Annotated in this window: 25 protein-coding genes and 1 riboswitch; of the genes, 11 read left to right on the top strand and 14 right to left on the bottom strand. The window is 64.6% G+C overall.

Annotated features, from left to right (window positions below):
- Positions 1–19: 19 nt before the first annotated feature.
- Genes HU760_RS15540 through HU760_RS15530 form a run of 3 tightly spaced genes read left to right on the top strand, consistent with a single transcriptional unit; the run spans position 20 to position 5,628 of the window.
- Entirely contained in the window at positions 20–1,273 is a 1,254-nt protein-coding gene (locus HU760_RS15540) for a TolC family protein (protein ID WP_186675677.1), read from the top strand.
- Positions 1,266–2,465: an efflux RND transporter periplasmic adaptor subunit gene (locus HU760_RS15535; protein WP_186675665.1), complete on the top strand. Its 1,200-nt coding sequence runs from the start codon at positions 1,266–1,268 to the stop codon at positions 2,463–2,465. Before HU760_RS15540 ends, HU760_RS15535 begins: the two co-directional genes overlap by 8 nt.
- A 16-nt stretch (positions 2,466–2,481) precedes the next feature.
- Complete coding sequence (locus HU760_RS15530) at positions 2,482–5,628, top strand: efflux RND transporter permease subunit (protein ID WP_186675663.1); 3,147 nt, start codon at positions 2,482–2,484, stop codon at positions 5,626–5,628.
- 32 nt (positions 5,629–5,660) lie between these two features.
- Here the strand turns inward: HU760_RS15530 and HU760_RS15525 are convergent, their stop codons facing one another.
- Together HU760_RS15525 and HU760_RS15520 are read right to left on the bottom strand one after the other, a co-directional pair.
- Positions 5,661–6,998: an MFS transporter gene (locus tag HU760_RS15525; RefSeq protein ID WP_186675661.1), complete on the bottom strand. Its 1,338-nt coding sequence runs from the start codon at positions 6,996–6,998 to the stop codon at positions 5,661–5,663.
- Between the two features lie 154 nt (positions 6,999–7,152).
- Positions 7,153–7,836 carry a FadR/GntR family transcriptional regulator gene (locus tag HU760_RS15520; protein ID WP_186675659.1) on the bottom strand — a complete coding sequence of 228 codons (684 nt, stop codon included), beginning with the start codon at positions 7,834–7,836 and terminating at the stop codon, positions 7,153–7,155.
- A 277-nt stretch (positions 7,837–8,113) separates the two neighbouring features.
- On the opposite strand from HU760_RS15520, the gene HU760_RS15515 reads away from it, so the two are divergent.
- From HU760_RS15515 to HU760_RS15500, 4 genes are read left to right on the top strand one after another with little or no spacing between them, the layout of a single operon-like run.
- Entirely contained in the window at positions 8,114–8,899 is a 786-nt protein-coding gene (locus HU760_RS15515) for a transporter substrate-binding domain-containing protein (protein ID WP_186675657.1), read from the top strand.
- 22 nt (positions 8,900–8,921) lie between these two features.
- Positions 8,922–9,587, top strand: a complete 666-nt coding sequence (locus HU760_RS15510) for an amino acid ABC transporter permease (protein WP_186675654.1) — start codon at positions 8,922–8,924, stop codon at positions 9,585–9,587.
- Positions 9,584–10,234 carry an amino acid ABC transporter permease gene (locus HU760_RS15505; RefSeq protein WP_186675939.1) on the top strand — a complete coding sequence of 217 codons (651 nt, stop codon included), beginning with the start codon at positions 9,584–9,586 and terminating at the stop codon, positions 10,232–10,234. Before HU760_RS15510 ends, HU760_RS15505 begins: the two co-directional genes overlap by 4 nt.
- Positions 10,221–10,955 carry an amino acid ABC transporter ATP-binding protein gene (locus tag HU760_RS15500; RefSeq protein WP_186675651.1) on the top strand — a complete coding sequence of 245 codons (735 nt, stop codon included), beginning with the start codon at positions 10,221–10,223 and terminating at the stop codon, positions 10,953–10,955. Before HU760_RS15505 ends, HU760_RS15500 begins: the two co-directional genes overlap by 14 nt.
- Before the next feature lie 221 nt (positions 10,956–11,176).
- Here the strand turns inward: HU760_RS15500 and HU760_RS15495 are convergent, their stop codons facing one another.
- The gene (locus HU760_RS15495; RefSeq protein ID WP_186675649.1) at positions 11,177–12,748 is read right to left on the bottom strand and encodes a sensor domain-containing diguanylate cyclase; all 1,572 of its coding nucleotides are present in this window, start codon (positions 12,746–12,748) and stop codon (positions 11,177–11,179) included.
- A 79-nt stretch (positions 12,749–12,827) separates the two neighbouring features.
- On the bottom strand, positions 12,828–13,307 hold the full coding sequence (locus tag HU760_RS15490; protein ID WP_186675937.1) for an FHA domain-containing protein: 480 nt from the start codon (positions 13,305–13,307) through the stop codon (positions 12,828–12,830).
- 219 nt (positions 13,308–13,526) lie between these two features.
- On the opposite strand from HU760_RS15490, the gene HU760_RS15485 reads away from it, so the two are divergent.
- Positions 13,527–13,850: a hypothetical protein gene (locus HU760_RS15485; RefSeq protein ID WP_186675638.1), complete on the top strand. Its 324-nt coding sequence runs from the start codon at positions 13,527–13,529 to the stop codon at positions 13,848–13,850.
- 47 nt (positions 13,851–13,897) lie between these two features.
- Here HU760_RS15485 and HU760_RS15480 read toward each other — a convergent pair whose 3' ends face one another.
- The 8 genes from HU760_RS15480 to lpxO form a co-directional block, all read right to left on the bottom strand.
- The gene (locus tag HU760_RS15480; protein WP_186675636.1) at positions 13,898–15,238 is read right to left on the bottom strand and encodes an OprD family porin; all 1,341 of its coding nucleotides are present in this window, start codon (positions 15,236–15,238) and stop codon (positions 13,898–13,900) included.
- Between the two features lie 15 nt (positions 15,239–15,253).
- A complete protein-coding gene (locus HU760_RS15475) occupies positions 15,254–16,042 on the bottom strand; it encodes an ABC transporter ATP-binding protein (RefSeq protein ID WP_186675630.1) in 789 nt (262 codons plus the stop codon).
- The gene (locus HU760_RS15470; protein ID WP_186675628.1) at positions 16,039–17,052 is read right to left on the bottom strand and encodes a FecCD family ABC transporter permease; all 1,014 of its coding nucleotides are present in this window, start codon (positions 17,050–17,052) and stop codon (positions 16,039–16,041) included. The genes HU760_RS15475 and HU760_RS15470 overlap by 4 nt, the downstream gene beginning before the upstream one ends.
- Before the next feature lie 2 nt (positions 17,053–17,054).
- Positions 17,055–18,065, bottom strand: coding sequence for an ABC transporter substrate-binding protein (locus tag HU760_RS15465; RefSeq protein ID WP_186675626.1), 1,011 nt, complete (start codon positions 18,063–18,065; stop codon positions 17,055–17,057).
- A gap of 113 nt (positions 18,066–18,178) precedes the next feature.
- Positions 18,179–18,376: riboswitch (cobalamin riboswitch) on the bottom strand.
- A 28-nt stretch (positions 18,377–18,404) separates the two neighbouring features.
- Positions 18,405–19,571, bottom strand: a complete 1,167-nt coding sequence (locus HU760_RS15460) for an acetyltransferase domain-containing protein (RefSeq protein WP_186675622.1) — start codon at positions 19,569–19,571, stop codon at positions 18,405–18,407.
- Positions 19,572–19,755: 184 nt separating this feature from the next.
- Positions 19,756–20,325: a GNAT family N-acetyltransferase gene (locus HU760_RS15455; protein ID WP_186675619.1), complete on the bottom strand. Its 570-nt coding sequence runs from the start codon at positions 20,323–20,325 to the stop codon at positions 19,756–19,758.
- A 78-nt stretch (positions 20,326–20,403) separates the two neighbouring features.
- Positions 20,404–20,748, bottom strand: a complete 345-nt coding sequence (locus tag HU760_RS15450) for a carboxymuconolactone decarboxylase family protein (RefSeq protein ID WP_186675615.1) — start codon at positions 20,746–20,748, stop codon at positions 20,404–20,406.
- Between the two features lie 133 nt (positions 20,749–20,881).
- Positions 20,882–21,781 (bottom strand): lipid A hydroxylase LpxO, encoded by a 900-nt coding sequence (gene lpxO / locus HU760_RS15445; protein WP_186675613.1) that lies wholly within the window; start codon positions 21,779–21,781, stop codon positions 20,882–20,884.
- A 158-nt stretch (positions 21,782–21,939) separates the two neighbouring features.
- Here lpxO and thpR point away from each other — a divergent pair, with 158 nt between their 5' ends.
- A complete protein-coding gene (gene thpR, locus HU760_RS15440) occupies positions 21,940–22,485 on the top strand; it encodes an RNA 2',3'-cyclic phosphodiesterase (protein WP_186675607.1) in 546 nt (181 codons plus the stop codon).
- A 1-nt stretch (position 22,486) separates the two neighbouring features.
- Here thpR and HU760_RS15435 read toward each other — a convergent pair whose 3' ends face one another.
- Complete coding sequence (locus HU760_RS15435; RefSeq protein ID WP_186675592.1) at positions 22,487–23,083, bottom strand: NAD(P)H-dependent oxidoreductase; 597 nt, start codon at positions 23,081–23,083, stop codon at positions 22,487–22,489.
- A 93-nt stretch (positions 23,084–23,176) separates the two neighbouring features.
- On the opposite strand from HU760_RS15435, the gene HU760_RS15430 reads away from it, so the two are divergent.
- Positions 23,177–23,773, top strand: coding sequence for a TetR/AcrR family transcriptional regulator (locus HU760_RS15430; RefSeq protein WP_186675589.1), 597 nt, complete (start codon positions 23,177–23,179; stop codon positions 23,771–23,773).
- Between the two features lie 35 nt (positions 23,774–23,808).
- Here HU760_RS15430 and HU760_RS15425 read toward each other — a convergent pair whose 3' ends face one another.
- Positions 23,809–24,714 (bottom strand): AraC family transcriptional regulator, encoded by a 906-nt coding sequence (locus HU760_RS15425; protein WP_186675587.1) that lies wholly within the window; start codon positions 24,712–24,714, stop codon positions 23,809–23,811.
- A 180-nt stretch (positions 24,715–24,894) separates the two neighbouring features.
- Here HU760_RS15425 and calA point away from each other — a divergent pair, with 180 nt between their 5' ends.
- Positions 24,895–25,947: a vanillin reductase gene (gene calA, locus HU760_RS15420; RefSeq protein WP_186675585.1), complete on the top strand. Its 1,053-nt coding sequence runs from the start codon at positions 24,895–24,897 to the stop codon at positions 25,945–25,947.
- Positions 25,948–25,989: the final 42 nt, after the last annotated feature.

The raw sequence follows: 25,989 nt of genomic DNA, 5'->3' as shown, positions 1-25,989 counted from the left end.
GCCGACGAGGAGCTGTTTCGTGCCCATCCCCCGCAAGTTCGTCTTGCTCTGTCTGTTGCTGGCCGGCGCCGCCAGCGCCCAGGCCAGCCCGAGCCTGAGCCTGCCCCAGGCGCTGGCCGCCGCCTTTGCGAATAACCCGGAGCTGGCTGCGGCCGGCCAGGAAATCGGCATCGCCGACGGCGAACGGCGCCAGGCCGGGCTGATCCCCAACCCGGAGCTGGCCTGGGAGCGGGAGGACACCCGCCGCGATACCAGCACCACCACCGTCACCCTCAGCCAGCCACTGGAACTGGGCGGCAAGCGCGGCGCGCGCATCGCCGTGGCCAGCGCCAGCCAGGCCATTGCCCAGCTGGGCCTCGAGCGCCAGCGCAACGGCCTGCGCGCCGACGTGGTGCAGGCCTTCCACGCAGCCCTGCGCGCGCAAACTGCCGTGGAGCTGGCGCAGCAATCGCAGGCATTGACCGAGCGTGGGTTGCGGGTGGCGCAGGGACGCGTAGCAGCCGGCCAGTCGGCACCGGTGGAGGCCACTCGCGCCCAGGTGCAACTGGCTCAGGCCGTGGCCGCAGTGCGCCGCGCGCAAACTGAGAGCAGCGTGGCCTACCAGGCCCTGGCACGGTTGACCGGCAGTCCGCAGGCAAGCTTCGGGCAATTGCAGGCGGCCAACCTGTCCCCCGGTGTTGCGCCCAGCGCTGACGCTTTGCTCGGTCAGGTCGAGCAGACTGCCGAGTGGCGCCTGGCTGCCGCCCAGGTCGAGCACGGCGACGCGTCCCTCTTCTCGGAAAAGGCCCTGCGTATTCCCAACCTCACCGTCAGCCTCGGTAGCCAGTACAGCCGCGAAGACCGCGAGCGGGTCAATGTGGTTGGCCTGTCGATGCCTTTGCCGCTGTTCGACCGCAACCAGGGCAACGTGCTGGCCGCAGCCCGCCGGGCCGACCAGGCGCGGGATCTGCGTAATGCCGTGGCGCTGCGTCTGCGTAGTGAAACGCGCAGCGCTGTCAGCCAGTGGGCGATGGCCATGGAGGACGTGCAGGCCTATGACCGCACCATCCTGCCTGCTGCGCAGCAGGCAGTGGACACGGCCACTCGCGGCTTTGAAATGGGCAAGTTCGCCTTTCTCGACGTACTCGATGCCCAGCGCACGCTGATCGAGGCACGTGGGCTGTACCTCGAGGCGCTGGCCTTGGCGAGCGATGCACGGGCGCAGGTCGAGCGCATCTATGGCGACCTCGATGACCTCAGCAAATATCCGCACAGCAGGAGCAACAATGACTAACCCACGCAAGATCGCCCTTCTGGTCGCGGCGGTTGCCGTATTCGGCCTCGCTGGTCTGGCCTGGACCGGCGCCCTCGGCAAGGCTTCCAGTGCTGAAGCCCTGCACGATGAGCATGATGACGACGGCCACGAGCATGCTGAACAACCGGCTGGCGAAAGCCACGACGAGGAAGCGGGCAAGCTGCACCTGACTCGTGCCCAGGTCGAGGCTGCCGGTGTGCAACTGGCCACCGCCGGCCCTGGTGAACTGGGCTCCGTCATCAGCTTTCCGGGTGAGATCCGCTTCGACGAAGACCGTACGGCGCATGTCGTGCCACGCGTGCCAGGCGTGGTCGAGACGGTGCAAGCCGAGCTGGGCCAGGCGGTCAAGCGTGGCCAGGTGCTGGCAGTTATTGCCAGCCAGCAGATTTCCGATCTGCGCAGTGAACAGCAGGCCGCCCAGCGGCGCCTGGAACTGGCGCGCCTGACGTTCGAGCGCGAGCAACAGTTGTGGCAGGCACGCATCAGCGCCGAGCAGGACTACCTGCAAGCCCGCCAGGCGCTGCAGGAGGCCGAGATCGCCATGGCCAATGCCCGGCAGAAGGTTGCCGCCGTGGGCCCGGCAGGCGCCGGCAACCGCTATGAACTGCGTGCACCGTTCGATGCGGTGGTGGTGGAGAAGCACCTGTCCGTGGGTGAGGTGGTCGATGCGGCCAGCAACGCCTTCACCCTGTCCGACCTGAGCCGGGTCTGGGCCACCTTCGCCGTGGCCCCGCGTGATCTTGGCAAGGTGGTGACTGGCCGTCATGTCACGGTCAGCGCACCGGATCTGGAGGCCCAGGTCGAGGGCCGGGTGAACTATGTCGGCAGCCTGCTCGGCGAGCAGAACCGCGCCGCCACCGTGCGCGCCACCCTGGGCAACCCCAATGGTGCATGGCGCCCTGGGTTGTTCGTCAATGTCGCGGTCAGCATCGAACGCTTCAATGCCGCCGTGGTGGTACCGGAAAGCGCTCTGCAAACCTGGGAAGAGCAGACCGTGGTGTTTGCCCGTACCGAGGAAGGTTTCGAGGCTCGCCCGGTGCAGACCGGCCGCCGCGACGCTGGCCAGGTGGAAGTCACCGGCGGCCTGGCCGCCGGTACCCAGGTGGCCGCCGCCGGCAGCTTTGTCCTAAAGTCCGAGCTGGGCAAAGGCTCGGCCGAACACAGCCATTGATCCCGGGGAACCCTGCATGTTCGAACGCCTGATCCAATTCGCCATCGAGCAGCGCCTGGTGGTGATGCTGGCTGTGGTCCTGATGGCCGCGGTGGGTATCCATAGTTACCAGAAACTGCCGATCGATGCTGTACCGGACATCACCAACGTCCAGGTGCAGATCAACACCGCCGCGCCCGGTTTTTCGCCGCTGGAGACCGAGCAGCGCATCACCTTTGCCATCGAGACCGCCATGGCCGGCCTGCCCGGGCTCAGGCAGACCCGCTCGCTGTCGCGCTCGGGACTGTCGCAGGTAACGGTCATTTTCGACGACGGCACCGACCTGTTCTTCGCCCGGCAATTGGTCAACGAGCGCCTGCAGGTGGCCCGCGAGCAGCTGCCCGACGGTATCGAAGCGGGCATGGGGCCGATTTCCACTGGGCTGGGTGAGATCTTCCTGTGGACGGTGGAAGCCGAGCCGGGCGCCCTGAAGGAGGACGGCACGCCCTACACCCTCACCGACCTGCGGGTGATCCAGGACTGGATCATCAAGCCACAGTTGCGCAATGTACCGGGGGTAGCCGAGGTGAACAGCATCGGTGGCCATGCCAAGCAATACCTGATCGCACCGGAGCCCAAGCGCCTGGCGGCGTACAAGCTCACCCTCAACGACCTGGTCACGGCGCTGGAGCGTAACAACGCCAACGTTGGCGCCGGTTATATCGAGCGTAACGGCGAACAGTTGCTGATCCGCGCGCCGGGGCAGGTGGCGTCGACCGAGGACATCGCCAACATCGTCATCTCCACTGTCGACGGTAGCCCGATCCGGGTCAGCCACGTTGCCCAGGTGGGCCTGGGGCAAGAGTTGCGCTCGGGTGCGGCTACCGAAAACGGTCGGGAAGTGGTGCTGGGCACCGTGTTCATGCTGATTGGCGAGAACAGCCGTTCGGTGTCCCAGGCGGTCGCCGCCAAGCTGGTGGAAATCAACCGCAACCTGCCCAAGGGCGTGGTTGCCGTGACGGTGTACGACCGCACCAACCTGGTGGAAAAAGCCATTGCCACGGTGAAGAAAAACCTGGTCGAAGGCGCCATCCTGGTCATCGCCGTGTTGTTCCTGTTTCTGGGCAACATCCGCGCTGCGCTGATCACTGCCATGGTCATCCCGTTGTCGATGCTGTTCACGTTCACCGGTATGTTCGCCAACAAGGTCAGCGCCAACCTGATGAGTCTTGGCGCGCTGGACTTCGGCATCATCGTCGACGGCGCGGTGGTGATCGTGGAAAACGCCATCCGCCGCCTGGCCCATGCCCAGCATCGCCATGGCCGCATGCTGACTCGCGCCGAGCGCTTCCATGAGGTGTTTGCCGCGGCACGCGAGGCACGCCGACCGCTGATCTACGGGCAGCTGATCATCATGGTGGTGTACCTGCCGATCTTTGCCCTGACCGGGGTGGAAGGCAAGATGTTCCATCCCATGGCTTTCACCGTGGTCACGGCCCTGCTGGGCGCGATGGTCCTCTCGGTCACCTTCGTACCGGCGGCCATCGCCCTGTTCGTCACTGGCAAGGTCAAGGAAGAAGAAGGCTTGCTGATGCGCACGGCGCGTCAGCGCTATGCGCCGCTGCTGGCCTGGGTACTGGGCCGGCGCAAGCTGGCGTTTGCCGTCGCTGCCAGCCTGGTACTGTTGTCCGGACTGCTGGCCAGCCGCATGGGCAGCGAGTTCGTCCCCAGCCTCAGCGAGGGCGACTTCGCCCTGCAGGCCTTGCGCGTGCCGGGCACCAGCCTGTCGCAGTCGGTGGCCATGCAGCAGCGCCTGGAGCAGGCAATCATCGCCCAGGTGCCGGAAGTGCAGCGGGTGTTCGCCCGTACCGGCACCGCCGAGATTGCCTCCGACCCGATGCCGCCCAACATCTCCGACGCCTATGTGATGTTGCGCCCGCGCGCGCAATGGCAAGACCCGGGCAAGCCGCGAGAGCAACTGATTGCCGAGGTGCAGCGCGCCGCGGCCAGCGTGCCGGGTAGCAACCACGAGCTGTCGCAGCCCATCCAGTTGCGTTTCAACGAGCTGATATCCGGGGTGCGCAGCGATGTGGCGGTGAAGCTGTACGGCGATGACATGGACGTGCTCAACCGCACTGCCGGGCAAATCGCCAGGCGCTTGCAGGGCGTACCGGGCGCCTCCGAGGTGAAGGTCGAGCAGACCACCGGCCTGCCGGTGCTGACCATCGACATCGACCGCGACAAGGCGGCCCGGCATGGCCTCAACGTCGGTGAGGTGCAGGACGCCATCGCCATCGCCGTGGGGGGGCGCACGGCCGGTACGTTGTATGAAGGTGACCGCCGTTTCGACATGGTGGTGCGCCTGTCGGAACCCTTGCGCACGGATGTCGACGGGCTGGCCAGCCTGTTGATTCCGGTACCTGCCAGTGCGGCGGCGGATACCGGGCAGATCGGCTTCATCCCGTTGTCGCAGGTGGCCACGCTGAACCTGCAACTGGGGCCGAACCAGGTCAGCCGCGAGGACGGCAAGCGGGTGGTGGTGGTCAGTGCCAATGTGCGTGGCCGTGACCTGGGCTCGTTCGTCAAGGAGGCTGAACAGACGCTGCTCGAGCAGGTGCAGATTCCGCCGGGTTACTGGACACGCTGGGGTGGCCAGTTCGAGCAACTGCAATCGGCGGCTGCGCGCCTGCAGGTGGTGGTGCCGGTGGCCTTGCTGCTGGTCATGGCCCTGTTGCTGATGATGTTCAACAACCTCAGGGATGGCCTGCTGGTGTTCACCGGCATCCCCTTCGCCCTCACTGGCGGGGTGCTGGCGCTGTGGGTGCGGGACATCCCGCTGTCGATTTCCGCGGGCGTCGGCTTCATTGCCTTATCGGGGGTGGCGGTGCTCAACGGGCTGGTGATGATCGCCTTTGTGCGAAGCCTGCGTGAACAAGGGCGCACGCTGCGGGTGGCGGTCGAGGAGGGCGCGCTGACGCGCTTGCGGCCGGTGCTGATGACGGCACTGGTGGCGTCGCTGGGGTTCATTCCGATGGCCTTGGCCAGCGGGACCGGAGCGGAGGTGCAGCGGCCGCTGGCGACGGTGGTGATTGGCGGGATCCTGTCCTCCACCGCGCTGACCTTGCTGGTGTTGCCGGCGTTGTATCAGTGGGCGTATCGGCGCGAGGAGGGGCAGGAGGGTTGAGGTTGTCGGGGCTGCAAAGCAGCCCCAAACGCTCAGGCCGTACGACGAGCCTCAGCCCTCGCGCCGTCGCCTCCCACCTCATCATGCAACGAAATCCGTGAAGTCTCCGGCAGCGCCAACCCACCCAGCAATGCCACCAGCGCAATCACCACCAGGTAGAACGCCGGAGCCAGGCTGCTGCCGGTCTGCCCGATCAGCCAGGTCGCCACCAGCGGTGCGGTACCGCCAAACAGCGTATAGGCCACGTTGTAGGTAATCGCCGAAGCGGTATAGCGGGTACGGGTAGGGAAGCTTTCCGACAGCAATGCCGCGGTCACCACGCCACTGCACAACGCCCCGACCGCCAGCAGGATTACCCCCAGCAGTGCGCCCGGTATCGAACCGGAGCTGGCCAGCCAGTATGCCGGGAACACGCACAGCATCACCCACAGGCAGGTGAAGCCGATGGTCCTGCGCCGCCCGACGCGGTCCGAGAACGCCCCGGCCAACGGACAGCCCACAGCAGCGAACAGCAAGGCCACAGTGGTCACCAGCAGTGCCTGCGCCCGGGTCAGGTTGCCGACCAGTTGCAGGTAAGTGGCGAAGTAGGTGGTGAACATGTAGAACGACAGCGCGGTGAGCGAGATGAAGGCGCCCAGGTTGCGGATCGCCCGGCCATGGTGGCGCAGGGTTTCCTTGAGCGGCGAATGTTCATGCGCCTTGCCTTGGGCGAGGGCTTCGCGGAACGCCGGGGTTTCTTCCATGCGCCAGCGCAGGTACAGGCCAACCAGCCCCAGAGGTGCAGCGATGAGGAACGGGATGCGCCAGCCCCAGGCATTCATGGCTTCGGCCGACAGGCCGGCTTCCAGGCCATAGGCAATCACGGCCGCGCAGGCAAAGGCGGAAAAGGTCGATACCGGCACGAAACTGCCATAGAAGGCACGCTTGTCGTTGGGCGCATGTTCCATCAGGTAGGCGCACGCCCCGGCATACTCGCCACCGGCAGAAAAGCCTTGCAGGCAGCGCGCCAAGGTCAGCAGTGCGGGGGCCGCCAGGCCGATGCTGGCGTAGGTCGGCAGCAGGCCGATCAGGGTCGTCGAGCCGGCCATCAGCAGGATGGTCAGTGACAGGATGCGCTTGCGCCCCAGGCGGTCACCCAGCGCGCCAAACACGATACCGCCCAGCGGGCGCAGGGCAAAGGCCACGGCGAACACGGCGAAGGTTTTCAGCAAGGCCACGCTGGCGTCGCCGCTGGCGAAGAACTGGCTGGCGATCAGGGTAGCGAGAAAGCCATAGACGGCGAAGTCGAACCATTCCACGAAATTGCCGATGGCCGAGGCGGCGATCACCCGGCGCAGGGTGGCGGGTGATACCTCATGCGATGCAGACATACGGAAGCTCTCCGGTTTCCATAGGCAGCCTGGATGAATGTGGCACGCTTCAGCACGCCATCGTTGTTATCAGGGCCAGTAGACCGAGTCGGGCAGCGGCGCGCTTCGTTCAGGGCGACCTCGGGATGCCTGTTTCGACCGCTTGGGACAGGCGCTATACGGAAAACACGACCCCGGTGCGTGAAGCTGCATTGCGAATGTGCTCCTGCATCGCCTTTTGCGCCGCGGCCTGCGAGCGACGGCTGAGGGCGCGAAGGATCTTGCGGTGTTCCTGCCAGGTCTCCATGGCCCGCTCCGGGCGAATGAACGGCAGCTTCTGGCTTTCCAGGAAGATGTCCTGGCTGGCGGTGATTACCTGCAGCATGGCGTGGTTGCCACAGGCCTGCAGCAGCAACTGGTGGAAGGCGTAGTCCAGCTGGGCAGCGGCTTCGAAGTGGCCAGCACGCAGCTCCTGGCGCATCGCCTCGACATTTTCCTCAAGGCGGTCGATGTCGTCCGCCGTCAGCGCCAGCGCCGCCTGACCGGCGGCAAACCCTTCCAGGGCGTAGCGCAGCTGGAAGGTGTCGCTGGCCGACACCTGTTCGGCGTAGGGCCAGATGAACGCCGCGGGCGGCGGTACCTGCACGAACACGCCCTTGCCCGGCTGCACGCTGACCAGGCCCAGGGCGCTGAGTGAAGACAGGGCCTCGCGCAGCGACGCCCGGCTGACCCCCAGCCGCTCGGCCAGGTCGCGCTGCGAGGGCAGGGCATCGCCGGGCTGATAGGCGCCTTCATCGATCAGTTTACGGATGCCTTGCAGGGCCTGTTCGGGGACGGCGCGGGGAAGGGTGTCGAGCATGCTGTTCAGACCGGTCGGAGGGCGATGACCATGGCTTTTTACGGCTATTGCCCAGCCCTGGCAAGCGTTGCGCCGTGCTGGCGCAAGGGGCGGCGTGCTGCACAAAAGCGGGGCGTGGCCATTTGACCAGTGATCAATGCCTGCCGACTGTTCAGACCAGTAAGACCGTTCAGTTCGCGCCTTCGTCAGGTGCGTGCAGGGTTGCAGCGCATGCTGGCATGCCCTGTGCACTGCCCAGCGGGCACCTTCTTTCTCCTGATCTCTGCGAGGCCGTTCGATGAAGACATTCCGCACCCTGTTCCTGGCCAGCCTGTTCTGCAGCGGCGCCCTGGCGCTGCCAACCGCCCAGGCCGATGCGCTGGCCGACATCAGCGCCCGTGGCGTGCTGAAAGTGGCGGTGCCGCAGGACTTCCCGCCCTTCGGCTCGGTCGGCCCCGATCTCAAGCCCCGTGGCCTGGACATCGATACCGCGCAGTTGCTGGCCGACAAGCTTGGCGTGAAGCTGGCACTGACGCCGGTGAACAGCACCAACCGCATCCCGTTCCTCACCACCGGCAAGGTCGACCTGGTGGTCTCGAGCCTGGGCAAGAACCCCGAGCGTGCCGCGGTAATCGACTTCTCGCGCCCCTATGCGCCGTTCTACCTGGCAGTGTTCGGCCCGGCCGACGTGGACATCGCCGGCATCGACGCGGTCGATGGCAAGACCATCAGCGTCACCCGTGGCTCGATCGAAGACATGGAGCTCAGCGCCGTGGCGCCCAAGGGCGCGGTGATCAAGCGCTTCGAAGACAATAACTCGACCATCGCCGCCTACCTCTCCGGCCAGGTCGAACTGATCGCCAGTGGCAGTGTGGTGATGGCGGCCATCGCCGAGAAGAACCCGGCCAAGGTGCCGGTGGTCAAGGTCAAGCTCAAGGACTCGCCGGTCTACGTGGGCGTGGCCAAGAACGAGCCGGCGCTGTTGGAAAAGGTCAACGCCACGCTGGACGCCGCCAAGGCGGACGGCAGCCTGAACCGCAATGCCGAAAAATGGCTGAAGCAACCGCTGCCGGCGGACCTTTGAGTGTTGCCTGGAGCCTGTAGACATGGCTTATGAATTCGACTTTGCCCCGGTGCTGGCCCAGGCCGACCTGTTGCTCAAGGGCGCCGGGTTCACCCTGCAACTGACGGCGGTTGGCACGCTGCTGGGCGTGGCCATCGGTGTGCTGGGCGCCGGTGTGCGTGCCTGGCGCGTGCGGCCTTTCGATGCACTGTTCGGCCTGTATGTCGAGCTGATCCGTAACACGCCGTTCATCGTCCAGCTGTTCTTCATCTTTTTCGGCCTGCCGGCGCTGGGCCTGCGCCTGACCGAGTGGCAGGCGGCTGTGCTGGCCATGGTGATCAACCTTGGAGCCTATTCCACCGAAATCATCCGGGCCGGCATCCAGGCCATTCCCAAGGGCCAGCTGGAAGCCGCCGCTGCACTGGCCATGAGCCGCTTCGAAGCCTTCCGCTATGTGGTGCTGCAGCCTGCGCTGGCCAAGGTCTGGCCGGCGCTGTCGAGCCAGATCGTGATCGTCATGCTGGGCTCGGCGGTGTGTTCGCAGATCGCCACCGAAGAGCTGTCATTTGCCGCCAACTTCATCCAGTCGCGCAACTTCCGCGCGTTCGAGACCTACCTGCTGACCACTGCACTGTACCTGCTCATGGCCATTCTCCTGCGCCAGTTGCTGGCGTGGCTGGGGCAGCGCCTGCTGATGGGGAGACGCTGATGGATTTCACCTTCTGGGACATTCTGCGCAACTTGCTGATCGGCCTGCAATGGACCTTGCTGCTGTCGTTGGTGGCGTTTCTCTGCGGCAGCGTGGCCGGCTTGCTGGTACTGGTCGCACGGCTGTCCGGGCAGCGTCTGTGGCGCGGCCTGGCGCGTGGCTATATCGAGTTGTTCCAGGGCACGCCGCTGCTGATGCAGCTGTTCATGGTGTTCTTCGGTATCGCCCTGTTCGGCCTCGATGTCTCGGCGTGGCTGGCTGCGGCCATTGCCCTGACGCTGTTCACCAGTGCCTTTCTCGCCGAAATCTGGCGCGGTTGTGTCGAAGCGATCCCGCGTGGCCAGTGGGAAGCCTCCGGCAGCCTGGCGTTGAGCCGGCTGGAGCAGCTGCGCCACGTCATCCTGCCGCAGGCGCTGCGTATCGCCGTGGCGCCGACCGTGGGCTTTTCGGTGCAGGTGGTCAAGGGCACCGCCGTCACTTCGATCATCGGTTTCACCGAGCTGACCAAGACCGGCGGCATGCTGGCCAATGCCACTTTCGAACCCTTCATGGTCTACGGCCTGGTCGCGCTGGGCTACTTCATTCTCTGCTATCCGCTCTCGCTGAGCGCCCGTTACCTGGAAAGGAGGCTGCATGCCCCTGCTTAGAGTGTCTGCTTTGCACAAGTACTACGGCGACAACCACGTGCTCAAGGGCGTCGACCTCAGCATCGAGGAAGGTGAGGTGGTGGCCATCATCGGCCGCAGCGGCTCGGGCAAGAGCACCTTGCTGCGCACCCTCAATGGCCTGGAGTCGATCAGCGACGGGGTGATCGAGGTGGGCGGGGAATACCTCGACGCCAGCCGCGCCGACCTGCGCGCCTTGCGTCAGAAGGTGGGCATGGTGTTCCAGCAGTTCAACCTGTTCCCGCACCTGAGCGTGGGCGAGAACGTGATGCTGGCGCCGCAGGTGGTGAAGAAGACCAGCCGCGCCGAAGCGCGCCGCCTGGCCGAACAGATGCTGGCGCGGGTGGGGCTGGCGGAGAAGTTCGATGCCTACCCCGACCGGCTCTCCGGTGGCCAGCAACAGCGGGTGGCGATCGCCCGCGCCCTGGCCATGTCACCGAAAGTGTTGCTGTGCGACGAGATCACTTCGGCGCTCGACCCCGAACTGGTCAACGAAGTGCTCGGCGTGGTGCGCCAGCTGGCCAGCGAAGGCATGACGCTGATCATGGTCACCCATGAGATGCGCTTCGCCCGTGAAGTGGGCGACAAGCTGGTGTTCATGCACCAGGGCAAGGTGCATGAAATGGGCAACCCCCGTGAAGTGTTCGCTGCGCCGCAGACGGCGGAGCTGGCGAATTTCATCGGTGCGGTGGCCTCGGTCTAGGGGGCGGCCTATGGCTGTGGCGATGCGTTTCCGATTTGCGGGCCCGTATCGGCTGTGGCAATGCCCAGAGGCTTTATGGGGTTCGTATGTAGGAGATGTCTTGATTGGTGGTGTCGGTGCCAAGGTCGACACCACCTTCAGCGAACCCGGATCAATGGACGGGAAGCGCGTTCGCCTGTGGTTGCCGAGCGCTGCCGTGCAGCCCGTCGCGGTACATGGCCTCAGGCAATGACAACCCGGTTCCTTCCTTCTTGCTTGGCCTGGTAAAGCGCCCGGTCCGCGGCACTCAGCACATACCCCGGCTCACCACCAGTCTCAACATCCCAGCGTGCCACTCCCAGCGAAATCGTAACCGCACCTACCGGCTCGACCGGGGTATCCTGTACGGTCACCCGCAACCGCTCGGCCACCACCGCCGCCACGTCCACGCTGGCCCCTGGCAGTAGCATCAGAAACTCCTCGCCGCCGGTGCGGCACAGCAGGTCACCCTCGCGGCAGCAGCGGCGCATCAACTCTGCCAGCCGGCGCAGCACCTGGTCACCCACTTCATGGCCGTGGTTGTCATTGACCCGTTTGAAATGGTCGATATCCAGCACGATGGCGGCAAACGGCCGCCCTTCGGCCTCCAGCAATGACAAGCTGAACTCCAGGCCGCGGCGGTTGCCCAGCCCGGTCAGCGGGTCGGTCTGGGCATCGCGGTTGAGCCGGCCGATGCGCTCATGCAGCAGGTTGAGCCCGAACAGCAGCGCGCGTTTGAGCTGGGCTGCCTCGAAGTACCAGGCCGATACCCGATGCAGGCGCTCGGCGGTGCCGGCGCGGTCCATCGAGCGGGCGCCGGCGGCCAGTTGCCAGAGGGGCTGGGCAATGGTCATGGCCAGCCACCACAGCAACAGGCTGCCGATCAGCGCAAAGGGGGCGGAAGTCCCCACCACGGTCAGGACCAGGTGGTTCAATGGCGCAATCGTTTGCGCCAGGGGCTGCTGCGCAACCACGCCCCAGCCGGCGCTGGGCACGGTGGCGAAACCGGCAAGCATCTCCACGCCCTGGCTGTTTGTCACCTGGCGGGTCCCGCTGCTCAACGCAGCCAGCTGGTCGATCAGTGCGTTGCCTTCGACCACCGTACCCACCCGCTGGCTGTCGGGGTGGTAGAGCAACCGACGGTTGCGGTCGACCACATACAGGTAAGAACCGTCCTTGTAGAAATGCTTGCCCAGCAGGCTGTTGAGAATGTTGCGTTCACGCAGGTAAAGGCTGCCGCCGACATACCCCAGGTAGCGACCATCGCTGTCGAAAATGGGCTGCGACAGTGCTACTACCAGGTTGTTGGCTGCTGACATGTAGGGCGTCGACACCAATGGCGAGCGCGCGTTCAACGCCTCCTGGACACCGGGCGTATGTACGCGGTTGCCGACCAGATGCCGCAGCGGCGCAGGAGAGACGGCCAACAGCACACCATTGGCATCGACTACAAAGGTGGAGTTGAAGGCCATGCTCTGGCTCAGGACACGGTCTGTTTCGGCCAGCAGCGCCTTGGCATCACCTAGCTGCCGCCCTTGCACGCCAGCGCTGAACGACAACTGTTGCTGGGCATTGCTGATAAAGGTCTCGGTAATGCTGGCCAGCTTCATCGCGTACACCCGGTTGGCCTCCAGGGCGTGGTCGATCAGCAGCTGGCGCTGCACCCGGTAGCTGGCAAAATAGCTGGCGCACAGCATGACCAAAGCGGTAAGGGCGCAGAGCACCAGGATGAGTGTGCGCAGATCCAGGCGAATTCCATGCTTACTGTGTGGCAATCCTGACCTCGAATAATGGAATAAGCATCTACCAAATAGGAATAACCTTACGCGTTATGAACGCGATGGGAAACCGTATTCACGAGCCTGTCTTTTCCAGCGCGTCGAGTTCGTCTTCCACCTGTCGCATGCGCTGCTCGGCCAGGGCCTGGACTTTTGCGTCGCGGGCTGTCTCGCGCATCAGGGCAGAGAGTTTCTCGCCCAGGCGCTTACCGGCTTCGGTGTCTTCCAGGGCGCGGGCTTTGGCCGGATCCTGAGTGGCCTCGACGATGGTGGCGAACTCGGCATCGCTGAAGTTCTTTTCGCTGTAAAGGCGGAACAGGTCCTGGCGCTGGTCTTCGACGGTCAGGTGCTTGCGTAGCACATCTTCGATGGTCGCCTGCGACAGCTGCGGGTGCCTGCGGCCAAGTAGCGCGGCCATGCGCTCGATGTTGTGCACATAGGCATCCTGCAGGGGCAACTGGGCCAGGATCTGTTGTTCACGCGAGGGCTTCTGGTCGCAGGCGGTGAGGGTAGCAGTCAGCAGCAGGGGCAACAGCAACGTGAGGAAGCGAGGCATGGCGTGGCCTGGTCGGGCAGTGATAGCGAGGATTATACCGATGTCAGCCGGGCCACGACGACCCGTCATTTGCCTTCGCCTGCAGTTGTTGCTGCGTTGACGGCTCAGAAAATGCCTACAAAGGTCCTGGGTTGATGATCTACGCGTTCATTTCAAAACCTGCCTGCCTTGCTTACCTTCCGGGTGCACGGATTGTTCATTGCACCAAGGAGATTCACGATGCCACACCTGGCCCTGTACAAGCTCAAACTGCTGGATGAGTTCGAAGACCGCAGAGACCTGTGGACCTTCGGTGATTTCGAGAACAGGTTGATGGACCTGTGGCGTGGGGCGACCTATCACGACGCCAAGAGCATCATCAATGCGGCGCACAAGGAACGACGTTGGCCCAGGACAGTGAAGCGCTATCTGCTGACCAATTACCAGGCGTTTGGCAATGTCAGTTCGGAGCTTGAGCGTACGTTTGCCGAGGTGGTGGCGGCGATGACTGCACAGGAGCGGGCGCAGTGGGGGTTGCAGCCTGCCGGCAGTTCGCTCGCCTGAGAGACCCCGGGGCTGCCTGGCAGCCCCGATTCGGCTGACGCGGCCCATCAGAACGCACCCGATAACGGCCATTCCACCGCCAACCGGATCTGGTCCCCGTCCAGTTCTGCCTGGGCCGTATTCCCCCGATGCACGTTATGTCTTAGCGAAAACGCGGTGCCCTTGGCCTTGCCAGCCTGTACCACATACCGCGCCTCCAGGTCGCGCTCCCAATGCTTGCCTCCCTTGCCATACCCCAGGTAGGCATAACCGCCCGCTGGGTCGACATGCGTGCCATCGATATCGAAGCCGCGCACATACAAGGCCGTCAGGTTCAAACCCGGTACACCGTAGGCGCCCATGTTCAGGTCATAACGTGCCTGCCACGACTTTTCGTTGGGCGCGTTGAAGTCGGACATCTGCACCGCGTTGGCCAGGTAGATCGCACCACGCGTCACGTAATCGAAGGGCGTATTGCCGTGCACCTGCTGCCAGCCCAGGCTGAAACCGTGCGGCCCCTGGTCGTAACGCGAGACCAGGCTCCAGGTGGTGTTGTCGATGCGCCCGGACAGCGCCTTGCCGGTGTCGGTGGTGCGGTACAGGTTGAGGTCCAGGCTGAGGCTACGGCGTTCGTCCAGGGCGTGGCTGAAGGTGCTGCCCAGGTAATGCTGGTTCCAGCTGTCCTGATAGCGTGAGGTGTACAGGCTGCCGCGCCAAGCGGCGCCGGGGTCCCATGCCACGCCAGCCAGGTCGAAGCTGTTGCCCTGGCGGCCGTTGGAATAGTTCACCACGAAGCCCTGGTCGTGGCTGGAGGCATTGCGGTCGGTGTCCTCGGTGAAGTGCCCGGCCACCAGTTTGAGGTTGTCGAGTTCGTTGCTGGTGAGCAACAGGCCGGTGACGGTTTCCGGTAGCAGGCGGCTATCGGAGGCGCTGAATACCGGGGTTTTGACCCTTTGCTCACCGTAGGACAGCACCGTATCGGACAGGCGTAGTTTCAGTGCCGCGCCGGCACGGCTGTAATCGCTCTTGGGGTGCCCGGCGTTATCGACCGCGAGCAGGCGCGCCTTGCCCGCCCGCCCGCCACCACTGTCGAGTTGCACGCCCAGGTAGGCGTGGGCATCGACCCCGACGCCGATCAGCCCCTGGGTGAAACCGGACTGCAAGGTTGCCATCAGGCCATAGGCCCATTCCTCAGCCTTGCCGTTACGTTCATTGCGCGGCTTGTAGGCGTTGCGCGCCGCGCTGTTGCGCCCACCGTGCTTGTAGTCGCGCTGGTCGAATACGCTGCGGTTGAGCAGGCTCCAGCTGCCATCCGCGACAAAGCCATTGCTGTGCGATTGCGCGGAATCGGCCAGCGCGGTCGGGGCCAGCAGGGTGCTGGCGAGCAGCAGGGCAACAGGGCGCGACATGGTAGAACTTCCTGTTCAGGGGGCGCGAAAACGCAGGATGCGCGCGCCGTCGAAGGGGTCGGTGAGGTAATGGGCGCGCACGCCGAAGGTGCTCAGCAGGCGTTCTGGCGTCAGCACCTCGAGTGGCTTGCCGAGGGCAACCAGGCGGCCCTTGTCGAGCACTGCCAGGCGGTCGCAGGTGAGCGCTTGGTTGAGGTCATGCAGCGCCACCAGGGTGGTCACCGGTAGCGCTTGCACCTGTTGCAGCAGGCTCAGTTGGTGCTGGATATCCAGGTGGTTGGTCGGCTCGTCCAGCAGCAATACCTGCGGCCGTTGCGCCAAGGCGCGGGCGATGTGCACGCGCTGGCGTTCGCCACCGGACAGCGAACCCCACAGGCGCGTGCGCAGGTGCAGGGCGTCGAGGTCGGCCAACGCCTGCTCGACGATGGCCTGGTCTTCGCGCGAGAACGGCGCCAGCGCCGACAACCAGGGGGTGCGGCCCAAGGCAACGGCGTCGAACACGCTGATCGCATCGAGGGTTTCGGCCTGCTGTTCGACCAGCGCCAGGGCCTGGGCGATACGCCGACGGGGCAACTGTGCCAGCGGTTCGCCCAGCAACTGCACGCTGCCGCTGCCTGGCTTGCGCAGCCCGGCCAGCACCTTCAGCAATGAGGACTTGCCAGAGCCGTTGGGGCCGACGATGCCCAGCGTTTCGCCGACGACGACTTGCAGGTCTACCTCGCACAACACGTCGTTGCCAGCCAGCTGCAGGCACAGACCCTGGCAAACCAGGGGCGAAACGTTCGCAGCGATCAACGCGGTCATGGGCGCCCCCGACGGCTGACCAGGATCAACGCGAACACCGGTGCGCCGATCAGTGCGGTAACCACACCCACGGGGATGACCTGGCCCGGGATCAGGGTGCGCGACAGGATGTCGGCGGCAATCAGGAACAATGCGCCACCCAGTGCGCTGGCGGGCAGCAGGCGGCTGTGCCCCGGGCCGAGCAGCAGACGCAGCGCATGGGGGATCACCAGCCCGACGAAACCGATGGCGCCGACGATCGACACCATGACGGCGGTGACCAGCGCCGCGCAGCTGATCAGCAGCAACTGGGTACGCCGCACCGGTATGCCCAGCGATGCCGCCGAGTCGGCACCGAAGGTGAACGCATCCAGCGTGCGGCGGTGCCACAGGCACACCAGCAAGCCGAACACCGCCACCGGCACGGCCAGCCACACCGAAGGCCAGCGTACGCCACTGAGGTTGCCCAGTAGCCAGAACAGGATGCCGCGCGCCTGCTCGGCAGTGGCCGACATGGTAATGAGCAATGCGGTGAGGGCATTGAACAGTTGCGAACCGGCGATACCAGCAAGGATCACCTGGGCGTTGTTGCTGCCGCTGCCGGCCGCGCGAGCCAGTACCAGCACCAGGGCGAATGCCGCCAGGGCACCGGCGAAGGCTCCGCCGGACATGCTCAACGCCAGGCTGCCGAAGCCCAGCAGGCCGACCAGTACTGCACCGGTCGAGGCGCCGGCAGACAACCCCAGCAGGTAAGGTTCGGCCAACGGGTTGCGCAACAGCGCCTGGAGGACCACGCCGCAGGTGGCCAGGCCGGCGCCGCAGGCTGCGGCAACCAGGGTGCGGGTCAGGCGGTAGTTCCAGACGATCCCGGCATCGATCGGATCGACCGGGTAACCGGCCTGCCACAGCTGGTTGGCCAGAACCTGGGCGACCACACCAGGCGCCAGGTTGCTCTCGCCGATGGCGGTACCGGCGAGCACGGCCACCAGCAATGCCGCCAGGGCCACCGTGATGGAAAATGAGAAGCGCATTATCACTGGCTTGCGTTACCGCTGGCGAAGGCGGCCGACAAGGTCTGCAGGCCGCTGAACAGGCGAATGCCGGCCTGCATGGCATCGGCATCGAGGACGATGATGCGGTTGTGCTTCACCGCTTCCATGTGGCGGGTTACCGGGTCGCTGCGCAGGAACGCCAGCTTCTTCTGGTAGTCATCGGCAGGGTAGCGGCGGCGGTCCATGCGGGCAATGATCAGCCAGGTGGGGTTGGCCTTGGCCAGGGTTTCCCAGCCGACGGTTGGCCATTCTTCGGTGGAGGTCACCACGTTGCGCACGCCGAGGGTGCGCAGCATGAAATCGGCAACGCCCTGGCGGCCCGCTACATAGGGCGCGATGCCCAGGTCGGCGCTGGAAAACCAGAACAGCGCCGAGGTGGTGGACAAGTCCTTGCCAGCGAGCTGTGCCTTGGCGCTGTCCAGGCGGCCCTTCAGCTCGGCGTTGAGGGCGCTGCCGCGCGCCTGCACGTCGAAGATCTCGGCCAGCTGGCTGATGCTTCTGTAGATACTGTCGACCCGGAACGCCTGCAGGCGGGTGCCGTCGGCACCGACCAGGTTGTCCTTGCCTTCGCAGTCCGATGGCAGCAGGTAGGTGGGGATCTTCAACTCGTCGAACTGTTCGCGGGTGGCTACCGCGCCCTGGGCACCGACCATCCATTCGAACTGTACCGTAACCAGTTGTGGGCGCTTGCCAACCACCGCCTCGAAGCTGGGCTCGTTGTCGGCCAGGCGCGGCACCTTGGCATCCTGTACCTGGTACTCGGGCAGCACGTTGTTGAACCACAGCGAAGTGCCTGCCAGCCTGTCGCCAAGCCCCAGTGCGTAGAGCATCTCGGTGCTGGCCTGGCCAATGGTGACGGCGCGTTCCGGTGCCTGGGCGAAGGTCTGCGGCTTGCCGCAGTTATCCACGGTCAGCGGGTAATGGGTCGCTGCGGCCTGCGCCAGGCCGGCGAGGCCGAGGCCGGCGAGCAGGGTGGCGAAACGGGGCAACATGCTGGGCGATCTCCTATCGGACAGTTCTGGTGAGGAACGCGCGGACAGGCATCGCCGAGCCCCCGCGGCAGCAGCAGGGGCAACACTGATGGCCAATCCCGGACACCCCGCCGGTTGGTGAATGTAGGCCGGCAGGTCTCCTGACTGGTGCGTCATAGCCTGGCTCCGGCCTTCCCGGGCAATCACCCAGTGGCGTCGTTGGAGCAGGCTCGGCACCTACAGTTGCGGGGGCAGTTCCGTTTGGCCCGTTTGGTTGGGCCTGGGATTCCCTATTGATTCCGTGGATGGAAACCGGCGGCCGGCATGGTAGACCATCGCGCCGCCGGCTGAAAACGCTTTTCAGAAGTACTTCAGCCAGGCCATGTCGCGCCGCCGCGCCTTCAGCCGGGCGAACCAGCGCACTGGCAGGTACAGTGCAGACGCCAGCAGTACCGCGCCTAGCCACACGGCGGTGATTCCATCGAAACCGTAGTAGTCACCCTGATTGCGGCCATACAGCGCCACGCTGGCGAGGTAGAGCAGCTTCAGCACATACAGGTGCAGCAGGTAGAAGAACATCGGCGCTGCGCCGAATACTGCCAGGCCATTGATCCAGCGCGCCTGCCCGGCGCGTTCGAAGGCACGCAGCAACAGCAGGCCGCAACCCAGGGTCAACGCCAGGAACAGCAGCGACGGCGGGTACTTGGTGATGTTGAAGAAGCTCATCAGGGTTTGCGTAAGGCTAGGGTAAATGCTCCACGGTGCCTCGCCGTAGCCGTTGAACAGGCGCAGCACGACGAAGCCTAGCAGCGCTACCAGGCCGGCCAGCAGCAAGCGTTGCCGGCGCAGGCCGTTATCGCTGCTGCGGCCGAACCACGGGCCCAGGCCATAGCCCAGAACGATCACGCCGATCCACGGCAGTACCGGGTAGGAAGTGCGCAGGCGCAGGTTGTCGGAGACTTCCAGCCAGCCGCGATCATGCAGGATCGCCCAAGGTACATGCAGCGCCGATCCGACATCGAAGTGCACTGTGTCGAGCAGGTTATGCCCGGCGACCAGGATTGCACCCAGGGCGATCAGCGCGCCACGTGGCAGCCAGACCAGCAGCGACAAGGCCATCATGCTGATGCCGATGGCCCAGATCACCTGCAGGTAGATGACGCTGGGCGGCAGCTGGAAGGTCCAGGCGAAATTGACCAGGGTGAACTCCAGCACCACCAGGAACAGCCCGCGCTTGAACAGGAATGCCGAGACATCACTGCGGCCCTGGTGCTTCTCGCCGTACAGCCAGGCCGACAGGCCGGTCAGCAGGACGAACACCGGGGCGCACAGGTGGGCCAGGGTGCGGCTGAAGAACAGCGCGGGCTCGGTGCTGTCGATGGCCATCGGGTCGCTGACCTGGCGGTGCAGGAAAAAGGTTTCGCGCACGTGATCGAGAAGCATGAACAGGATCACCAGGCCGCGCAGGGCATCGATGCTCTGCAGGCGCTGGGTGAGCAGGGTGGGGGGGGCACTGGCGCTTGTCATGACGGGTCGCTGCTAGGAATGAATGTCAAATGAAACGTTATCTTATAACTAAATCGTCCCGGGTTGGTAGTGGTTTTTGCCTGCACCGGTCTCTTCGCCGGCACGCCCGTTCCCACAGGTACGGCGCCAGCCTGGCGAGCGGCCGATAGTTGTGGGGCGGGGCGTGACCGCGTGGAAGATGCGCTTAGCGCCCGCGGCGACGTGAAACCCGCGCCTCGATATTCTTGCGCCCGATCAGCAGCGGCGGTTTCTCCACCACCGGCTCATCCGCCAGCCACTTGTACATCACAAGGCAGTCCACCAGCCCCAGGCTGGCATGGCGATAGGCCCTGGGCAAACGGCCAACGGTTTCGAAGCCGAGCTTGTGCCAAAGTGCCACCGCCACCTCGTTGGTGGCGACCACCGAGTTGAACTGCAACGCCAGAAACCCCTCCTGGCGCGCCAGTTTCTGTGAGTGTTCGCACATCAAGCGCGCCACGCCCTGCCCACGGGCGCGCGCGCAGACCATGTAGCCGCAATTGCCCACGTGTGCTCCAGGCCCGGCGGCGTTGGGTTTGAGGTAGTACGAACCGAGCAATTCGCCGTCAGCCTCGGCGACCAGCGTGCGCAACGGCAGTTCCAGCCACAGCTGGCGCGCCTGCTCGAAGCTCAGCGCCGGGTCGAATGCGTAGGTTTCCCGGGCCTGGACGACAGCCTGGAAGGTGGGCCAGAAGCGTTCGAAGTCTTCGGCCGTCATGGGGCGGATGTGGATCATGCGGGTTCCTGCAAGGGCTGGGCCGCCCAGTCTGGTTGGCGCGGCGCCGTCGCGCAAGGGCGGCGACGCCGATTGCGCTCAGTCGCTGGCTTTGCCCACTGCATCCATGGCCCGTGCCGAGTAGACCAGCGCGGCACCGGCATTCATCGCCACGGCCACGCCGAGGGCCTCGGCGATTTCCTCGCGGCTGGCACCGTGCCTGACGGCTTGCTGCGAGTGCACGGCAATGCAGCCGTCGCAGCGGGTGGTCACCGCCACGGCGAGGGAAATCAGCTCGCGGGTCTTGGCGTCCAGGTGGTTGGTCTTGGCGCCAGCGCCGCTGGCGGTCATGTAGCCGGCAACGGTGTCGGGGGAAAGTTGCTTGAGATCGCCGATGCCGGCCATCAACTGCTTACGGTAGGCGTCCCAGTCCATCATGCTCATTGTCTTCACCTTGGTAAGGTTGCGAGTGGAGCTTTCAGGCTAGTCGAAGCGCGGGAAGTGAGACTTGTACTTTGGTGCTGGCCAGCTTTGAAGCGGCCGGGCATGGCCGCTTGCGCAATTGCCAGCGTGACGGTCAGATGTAGATGAACACCAGCACCAGTGCAGCGACGAACGCCCACTTTTCCAGGTAGTAGCGGGTGCGGTTACGCTTTTTCAGTGCTTTGCCCCGCTCGCGGATCTTGTAGATACGGGTGAACAGCCGGTTGATGCCACCAGTCTTGTCGCCAGCATCGTTGGGTGCGGCGGCCGCGGCCATGACGTTGCGGCTGAACCAACGGTTGAACGCGGTTGCCCAGCGGTACTTGAGCGGGCGTTCGACATCGCAGAACAGGATGATGCGGTTGTGCTCGGTGGTGTTGGCCGCATAGTGGATGTAGGTCTCGTCAAATACCACACCCTCGCCATCGCGCCAGGAGTACTTCTCGCCGTCCACGTCGATGTAGCAACCGTCATCGTTGGGCGTGTCGAGGCCGAGGTGGTAGCGGTACGAGCCGGCATACGGGTCACGGTGACGCACCAGTCTGGCGCCCGGTGGCAGGGTGGCGAACATCGCGGCCTTGACCGTGCCGATGCCTTTGAGCAGCTCGGTGGTGCGCGGGCACAGAGTCATTGCCGATGGGTGGCTTTCGCCGTACCACTTCAGGTAGAAGCGCTTCCAGCCGGTCTTGAAGAAGGAATTGAAACCGACGTCATCGTAATTGTCGGACTTCTTGATTTCGCCCACGTGCAGCAACTGGCGAGCCTCTTCGCGGATCTCCTGCCAGTGGTCCTGCAGCGTCTGCAGTTCCGGAAAGGCTTCCACCGGCAGGTAAGGTTTGGCCGGGTGTGTGGAAAACAGGTACAGGAAGCTGTTGACCGGGGCCAGGAAGCTGGAGTGATCGCCCAGCTGACGGGTCAGCTTGTGGCGTACCCGACCGCGCAGGTGAACATAGGCGATCGAGAGGACGAAGAGGAGTACGAGTGCAATTTTCATGGACGTTTACTTGTCGAAAAATGGCCATGCGCCATGGCATTAGCCCACCAGCATAAACAATCATGGGGGTAGTTTGTATCAATTGTTACGAAACACCGGGGCGACTTAGGTGTAATACCCTACAGTCTTGCGCAAACGTTTCGTGCTAGGGAGTTCCCATGATTCAGGATGTACGAAGCACTGGCACCCCCTTCAAGCGGCTGTTCTTCGCGTTGCCGGTAGGCGATTCCCAGCGACGGGCGCTGGCCCAGTGGCGACGCAGCCTGAACTTGCGCAGCGGCAAGCCGGTGCCGGCTGCCAATTTCCATGTGACGCTGCTGTTTCTCGGCGATGTGGATGTCGCCCAGGTGCCCGCGATCTGCGCGGCGGTCGATAAACTGGCGCTACCCGCCACACCAGCTCGCCTGCTACTCGATCGTTTGCAGGTGTGGCAGCGGGCCAACGCCCTGGTACTGGAGGCACAGCAACCACCTGGCGCGCTGTTGCAATTGGTGTACGGCCTGCAGCAGGCGCTGTTGCCGCTAGGGATGGAAGCGGCCAGCCGCGACTATCGCCCGCACCTGACACTGGCAAGGGATTTTCGCGGCCAGCCGCCAGAGGCCGGCAGCGCGCCGGATTTCTACCTCGCTGTCCGCCATTTCACCCTCTACGAGTCGCGCAAGGGTGCCTACTGGCCATTGGCGCAGTGGCCGCTGTCGTACTGATTCAGGCCGCCACCTCGCAATCTGCGAACAAGCGTTCACCCAGTGCATGTGCCGTGCGCAAGTGTGGGGTCGGGTCCATGCCTTCGCTATCGTCCAGCAGGTTGGAGCTGAGCACCTCGGCGCCGCAATAGTCGAAGATGCCGTGCTCGATCTGCACGCGCATCGCTTCGCCATAACCATGCCGTTCAAAGGTGCCACGGTCGGCGCCGGCGACGCCGACCAGGTGCACCTTCATGCCGCGCAATTTCTTCACGGTGGTGCTGCCGTCAAAATCGAACGCCCAACCGTTGCTGAACACCCGTTCAACCCAGCCTTTGAGCAGGGCTGGCAGTGACCACCAGTAGATCGGGTATACCAGTACCAGTGCATCGGCGCGATCGATACGTGCCTGCTCCTTGCGGACATCCGTCGGCGGGGCGGCCAGCCGGCGGTGCACGGCATGGTCGGCCAGGCCGAACCGCGGGTCGAAACCTTCACTGGCCAGGTCGGCGATTTCGCTGCTGTGGCCGGCTTTGGCCAGGCCATTGGCGACCTGCCGGGCCAGGGCGTGTGTCAGTGAGTGTGGGTCGTGATGACCGACAACGATCAAGGCGTGCATGATGAACACTCCAGAACGGGGATGCAGGATCACCTTCAGCGCTATATACTCAAGGTAAGTTACGTTTAGTAAGTTACTTTTGGTAGGTAGGCGATGTCAAGCGATCATCCAACCCGCTCGCGCAAGCGCCTCAGCCGCGAAGAGCGCCGTCGCCAGTTGCTCGATGTGGCTTGGCAGCTGGTACGCGAGGAGGGCACCGATGCCCTTGGCCTGGGCCGTCTGGCCGAGCAGGCGGGGGTGACCAAGCCGGTGGTCTATGACCATTTCGAAACCCGTACCGGGCTGCTGGTGGCGCTGTATCAGGAATACGATGCCCGCCAGTCTCGGATGCTGGAGCAGGCCCTGGCGCGCTGTGACGCCAGCCTGGCCAGCCGCGCCTGGGTGATTGCCGAAGCCTACGTCGACTGCGCGATGAGCCAGGGGCTGGAAATACCTGGCGTCTCGGCCGCGTTGGCCGGTTCGCCGGAGATGGAAGCGCTCAAGCGGGCCTATGAGCAGCCATTCCTGGACAAGTGCCGGGAGGCACTGGCCGGTTTTTCGCCCAGCGGTACCGTCGGGGCCGCTGGCATGCGCCTGTTGGTGGGGGCGGCAGATGCCTTGTCCCAGGCGGCTGCGGCGGGAGAACTGGAGGCTGAGGCGGCCAAGGCCGAACTGCAGGCCGCCATCATGGCGATGGTCGAGCGCCAGTGAAGGCTTGAAATTGCCCGGCTGCAAAGCCCATCACATCAAACCGGCAAGCTTTGATAGGGTAATTCGTCTCCGGGGCTGCGGTTGAACTGGCGTTTGTATTCGCGGCTGAACTGCGAGGTGCTCTGATACCCCACCCGGTGTGCGGCCTGAGCCACCCCCAGGCCTTCTCCAATCAGCATCTGCTGTGCCTTGAGCAACCGCAGGCGCTTGAGGTATTGCATCGGCGCCATATCAGTGCAGCGCTTGAAATGCTCGTGGAAGGTTGAAACGCTCATGTTGGCGCGCGCGGCCAGCGCTTCCACGCTCAGTGGCTCGGCATAGCGCTCGCGCAAGTGGGCGAGGGCGGCGCCAATGCGCGCGAAATGCCCCTGTTGCTCGACCAGTGCCCGCAACACATCCGCCTGCGGGCCACGCAAGGCGGTATACAGCACTTCGCGTACCCGTGCCGGGCCCAGCACCTTGGCATCCATTGGGTCCTGCAGGCAGCGCAACAGCCGCTCCACGCAGTCGCGCATCGGTGCATCCAGGGCCGCCGAGGTCATCGATTGCGGGGTTTGCGCCTGCATTGCTGCATGGGTGCCAAGGTTCATGCTTTGTACCAGCTCTCCCAGCACGCCACGGTCGATGTGCACCGCCACGCCCAACAACGGCGCTTCGGGGGTGGCGAAGGTTTCACACATGAACGGCACCGACAAGGCCTGCACCAGATAATGCCCGGCACCGTACTCCAGGGTGCGCAGCCCCAGGCGCGCGAGCTTGCTGCCCTGGGCCAGGATCATCAGGCTGGGTTCGTAGATCTGCGGGCTGCTGGCCACATAGTGGTCCCAGCTCAGGACCTGGACTTGGGGAAGGCAGGTGGGCACGAAGCCCGGACGCGTGGCGAGGCTGCGGATCAGTGCGCAAAGCGACGCATTGGCATCGACGTGGCGGGTCAATTGCATGATGGACCAGGGCAGAGAATCAGACAGTTTGATCATCGCAGATTGTAGGCTGGGCGCCAGCTGCGGCAGCACATTTTCGGAGAAACAGGCATGAATGCCGGAGGATCAGCGGTGGGCGGGGCGGTACATGGCGGGCAAAATCCGCCGCCTGAATCGTTTCACTCCACAGCGAGGCCCTGTATGTACACTGCCATCGGTTACGCCGCCCAGACGCCAACCAGCCCCCTGGCCCCCATGACCTTCGAACGCCGCAGCCCGCGCCCGGACGACGTCGCCATCGAAATCCTGTATTGCGGCGTGTGCCACTCCGACATCCACCAGGCACGCAACGAATGGGGCATTGCCGTCTATCCGCTGATGCCTGGCCACGAGATCATCGGCCGCGTCACCGCAGTGGGGGACAAGGTGACTGCGCACAAGGTCGGTGACCTGGTTGGCGTAGGCTGCATGGTCGACGCCTGTCGCCATTGCGAAGCCTGCGCCAAGGACCTGGAGCAGTACTGCCTGGAAGGCCCGACCATGACCTACGCCACCCCGGACCGGGTCGACGGCAGCAATACCATGGGTGGGTACTCCAGCAGCATCGTGGTCAGCGAGCATTTCGTGCTGCGCATCCCGGCCGGCATGGACCTGCCCAGCGCGGCCCCGATCCTGTGTGCCGGTATCACCACCTATTCGCCACTGAAGCACCATGGCGTCGGCCCCGGCCACAAGGTCGGCATTCTCGGCATGGGCGGCCTGGGCCACATGGGTATCAAGCTGGCCAAGGCCCTGGGCGCCGAGGTCACGCTGTTCACCCGTTCGCAGGCCAAGGCCGACGAGGCGCGTCGCCAGGGCGCCGACCATGTCATCGTGTCCACCGATGCCGAGCAGATGTGCGCGGCTGCCGGGCGGTTCGATTTCCTGCTCGACACCATCCCGGTCCAGCATGACCTCAATCCCTATCTGGAAACCCTGAAGTTCGATGGCGTGCATATTCTGGTGGGCCTGATCGAACCGATCGACCCGGCGCTGCATGCGGCCAATCTGGTGTTGAAGCGTCGGGTGCTGGCCGGATCTCTGATCGGCGGGATTGCCGAAACCCAGGAAGTGCTGGATTTCTGTGCTGAGCACGACATTCGCTGTGATATCGAACTACTGGATATCCGCACCATCAACCAGGCCTACGAGCGGATGATTGCCGGCGATGTGAAGTACCGGTTCGTCATCGACATGGCCACACTCCAGGGCTGATCGAACACTTGCCTGGCGGCCTCGTCGCGGGCACGCCCGCTG

Source organism: Pseudomonas oryzicola (assembly GCF_014269185.2).
GTDB lineage: Bacteria > Pseudomonadota > Gammaproteobacteria > Pseudomonadales > Pseudomonadaceae > Aquipseudomonas > Aquipseudomonas oryzicola.
Note: the sequence above shows the minus strand (reverse complement) of the source record. Positions and strands in the feature narration are given on the sequence as shown.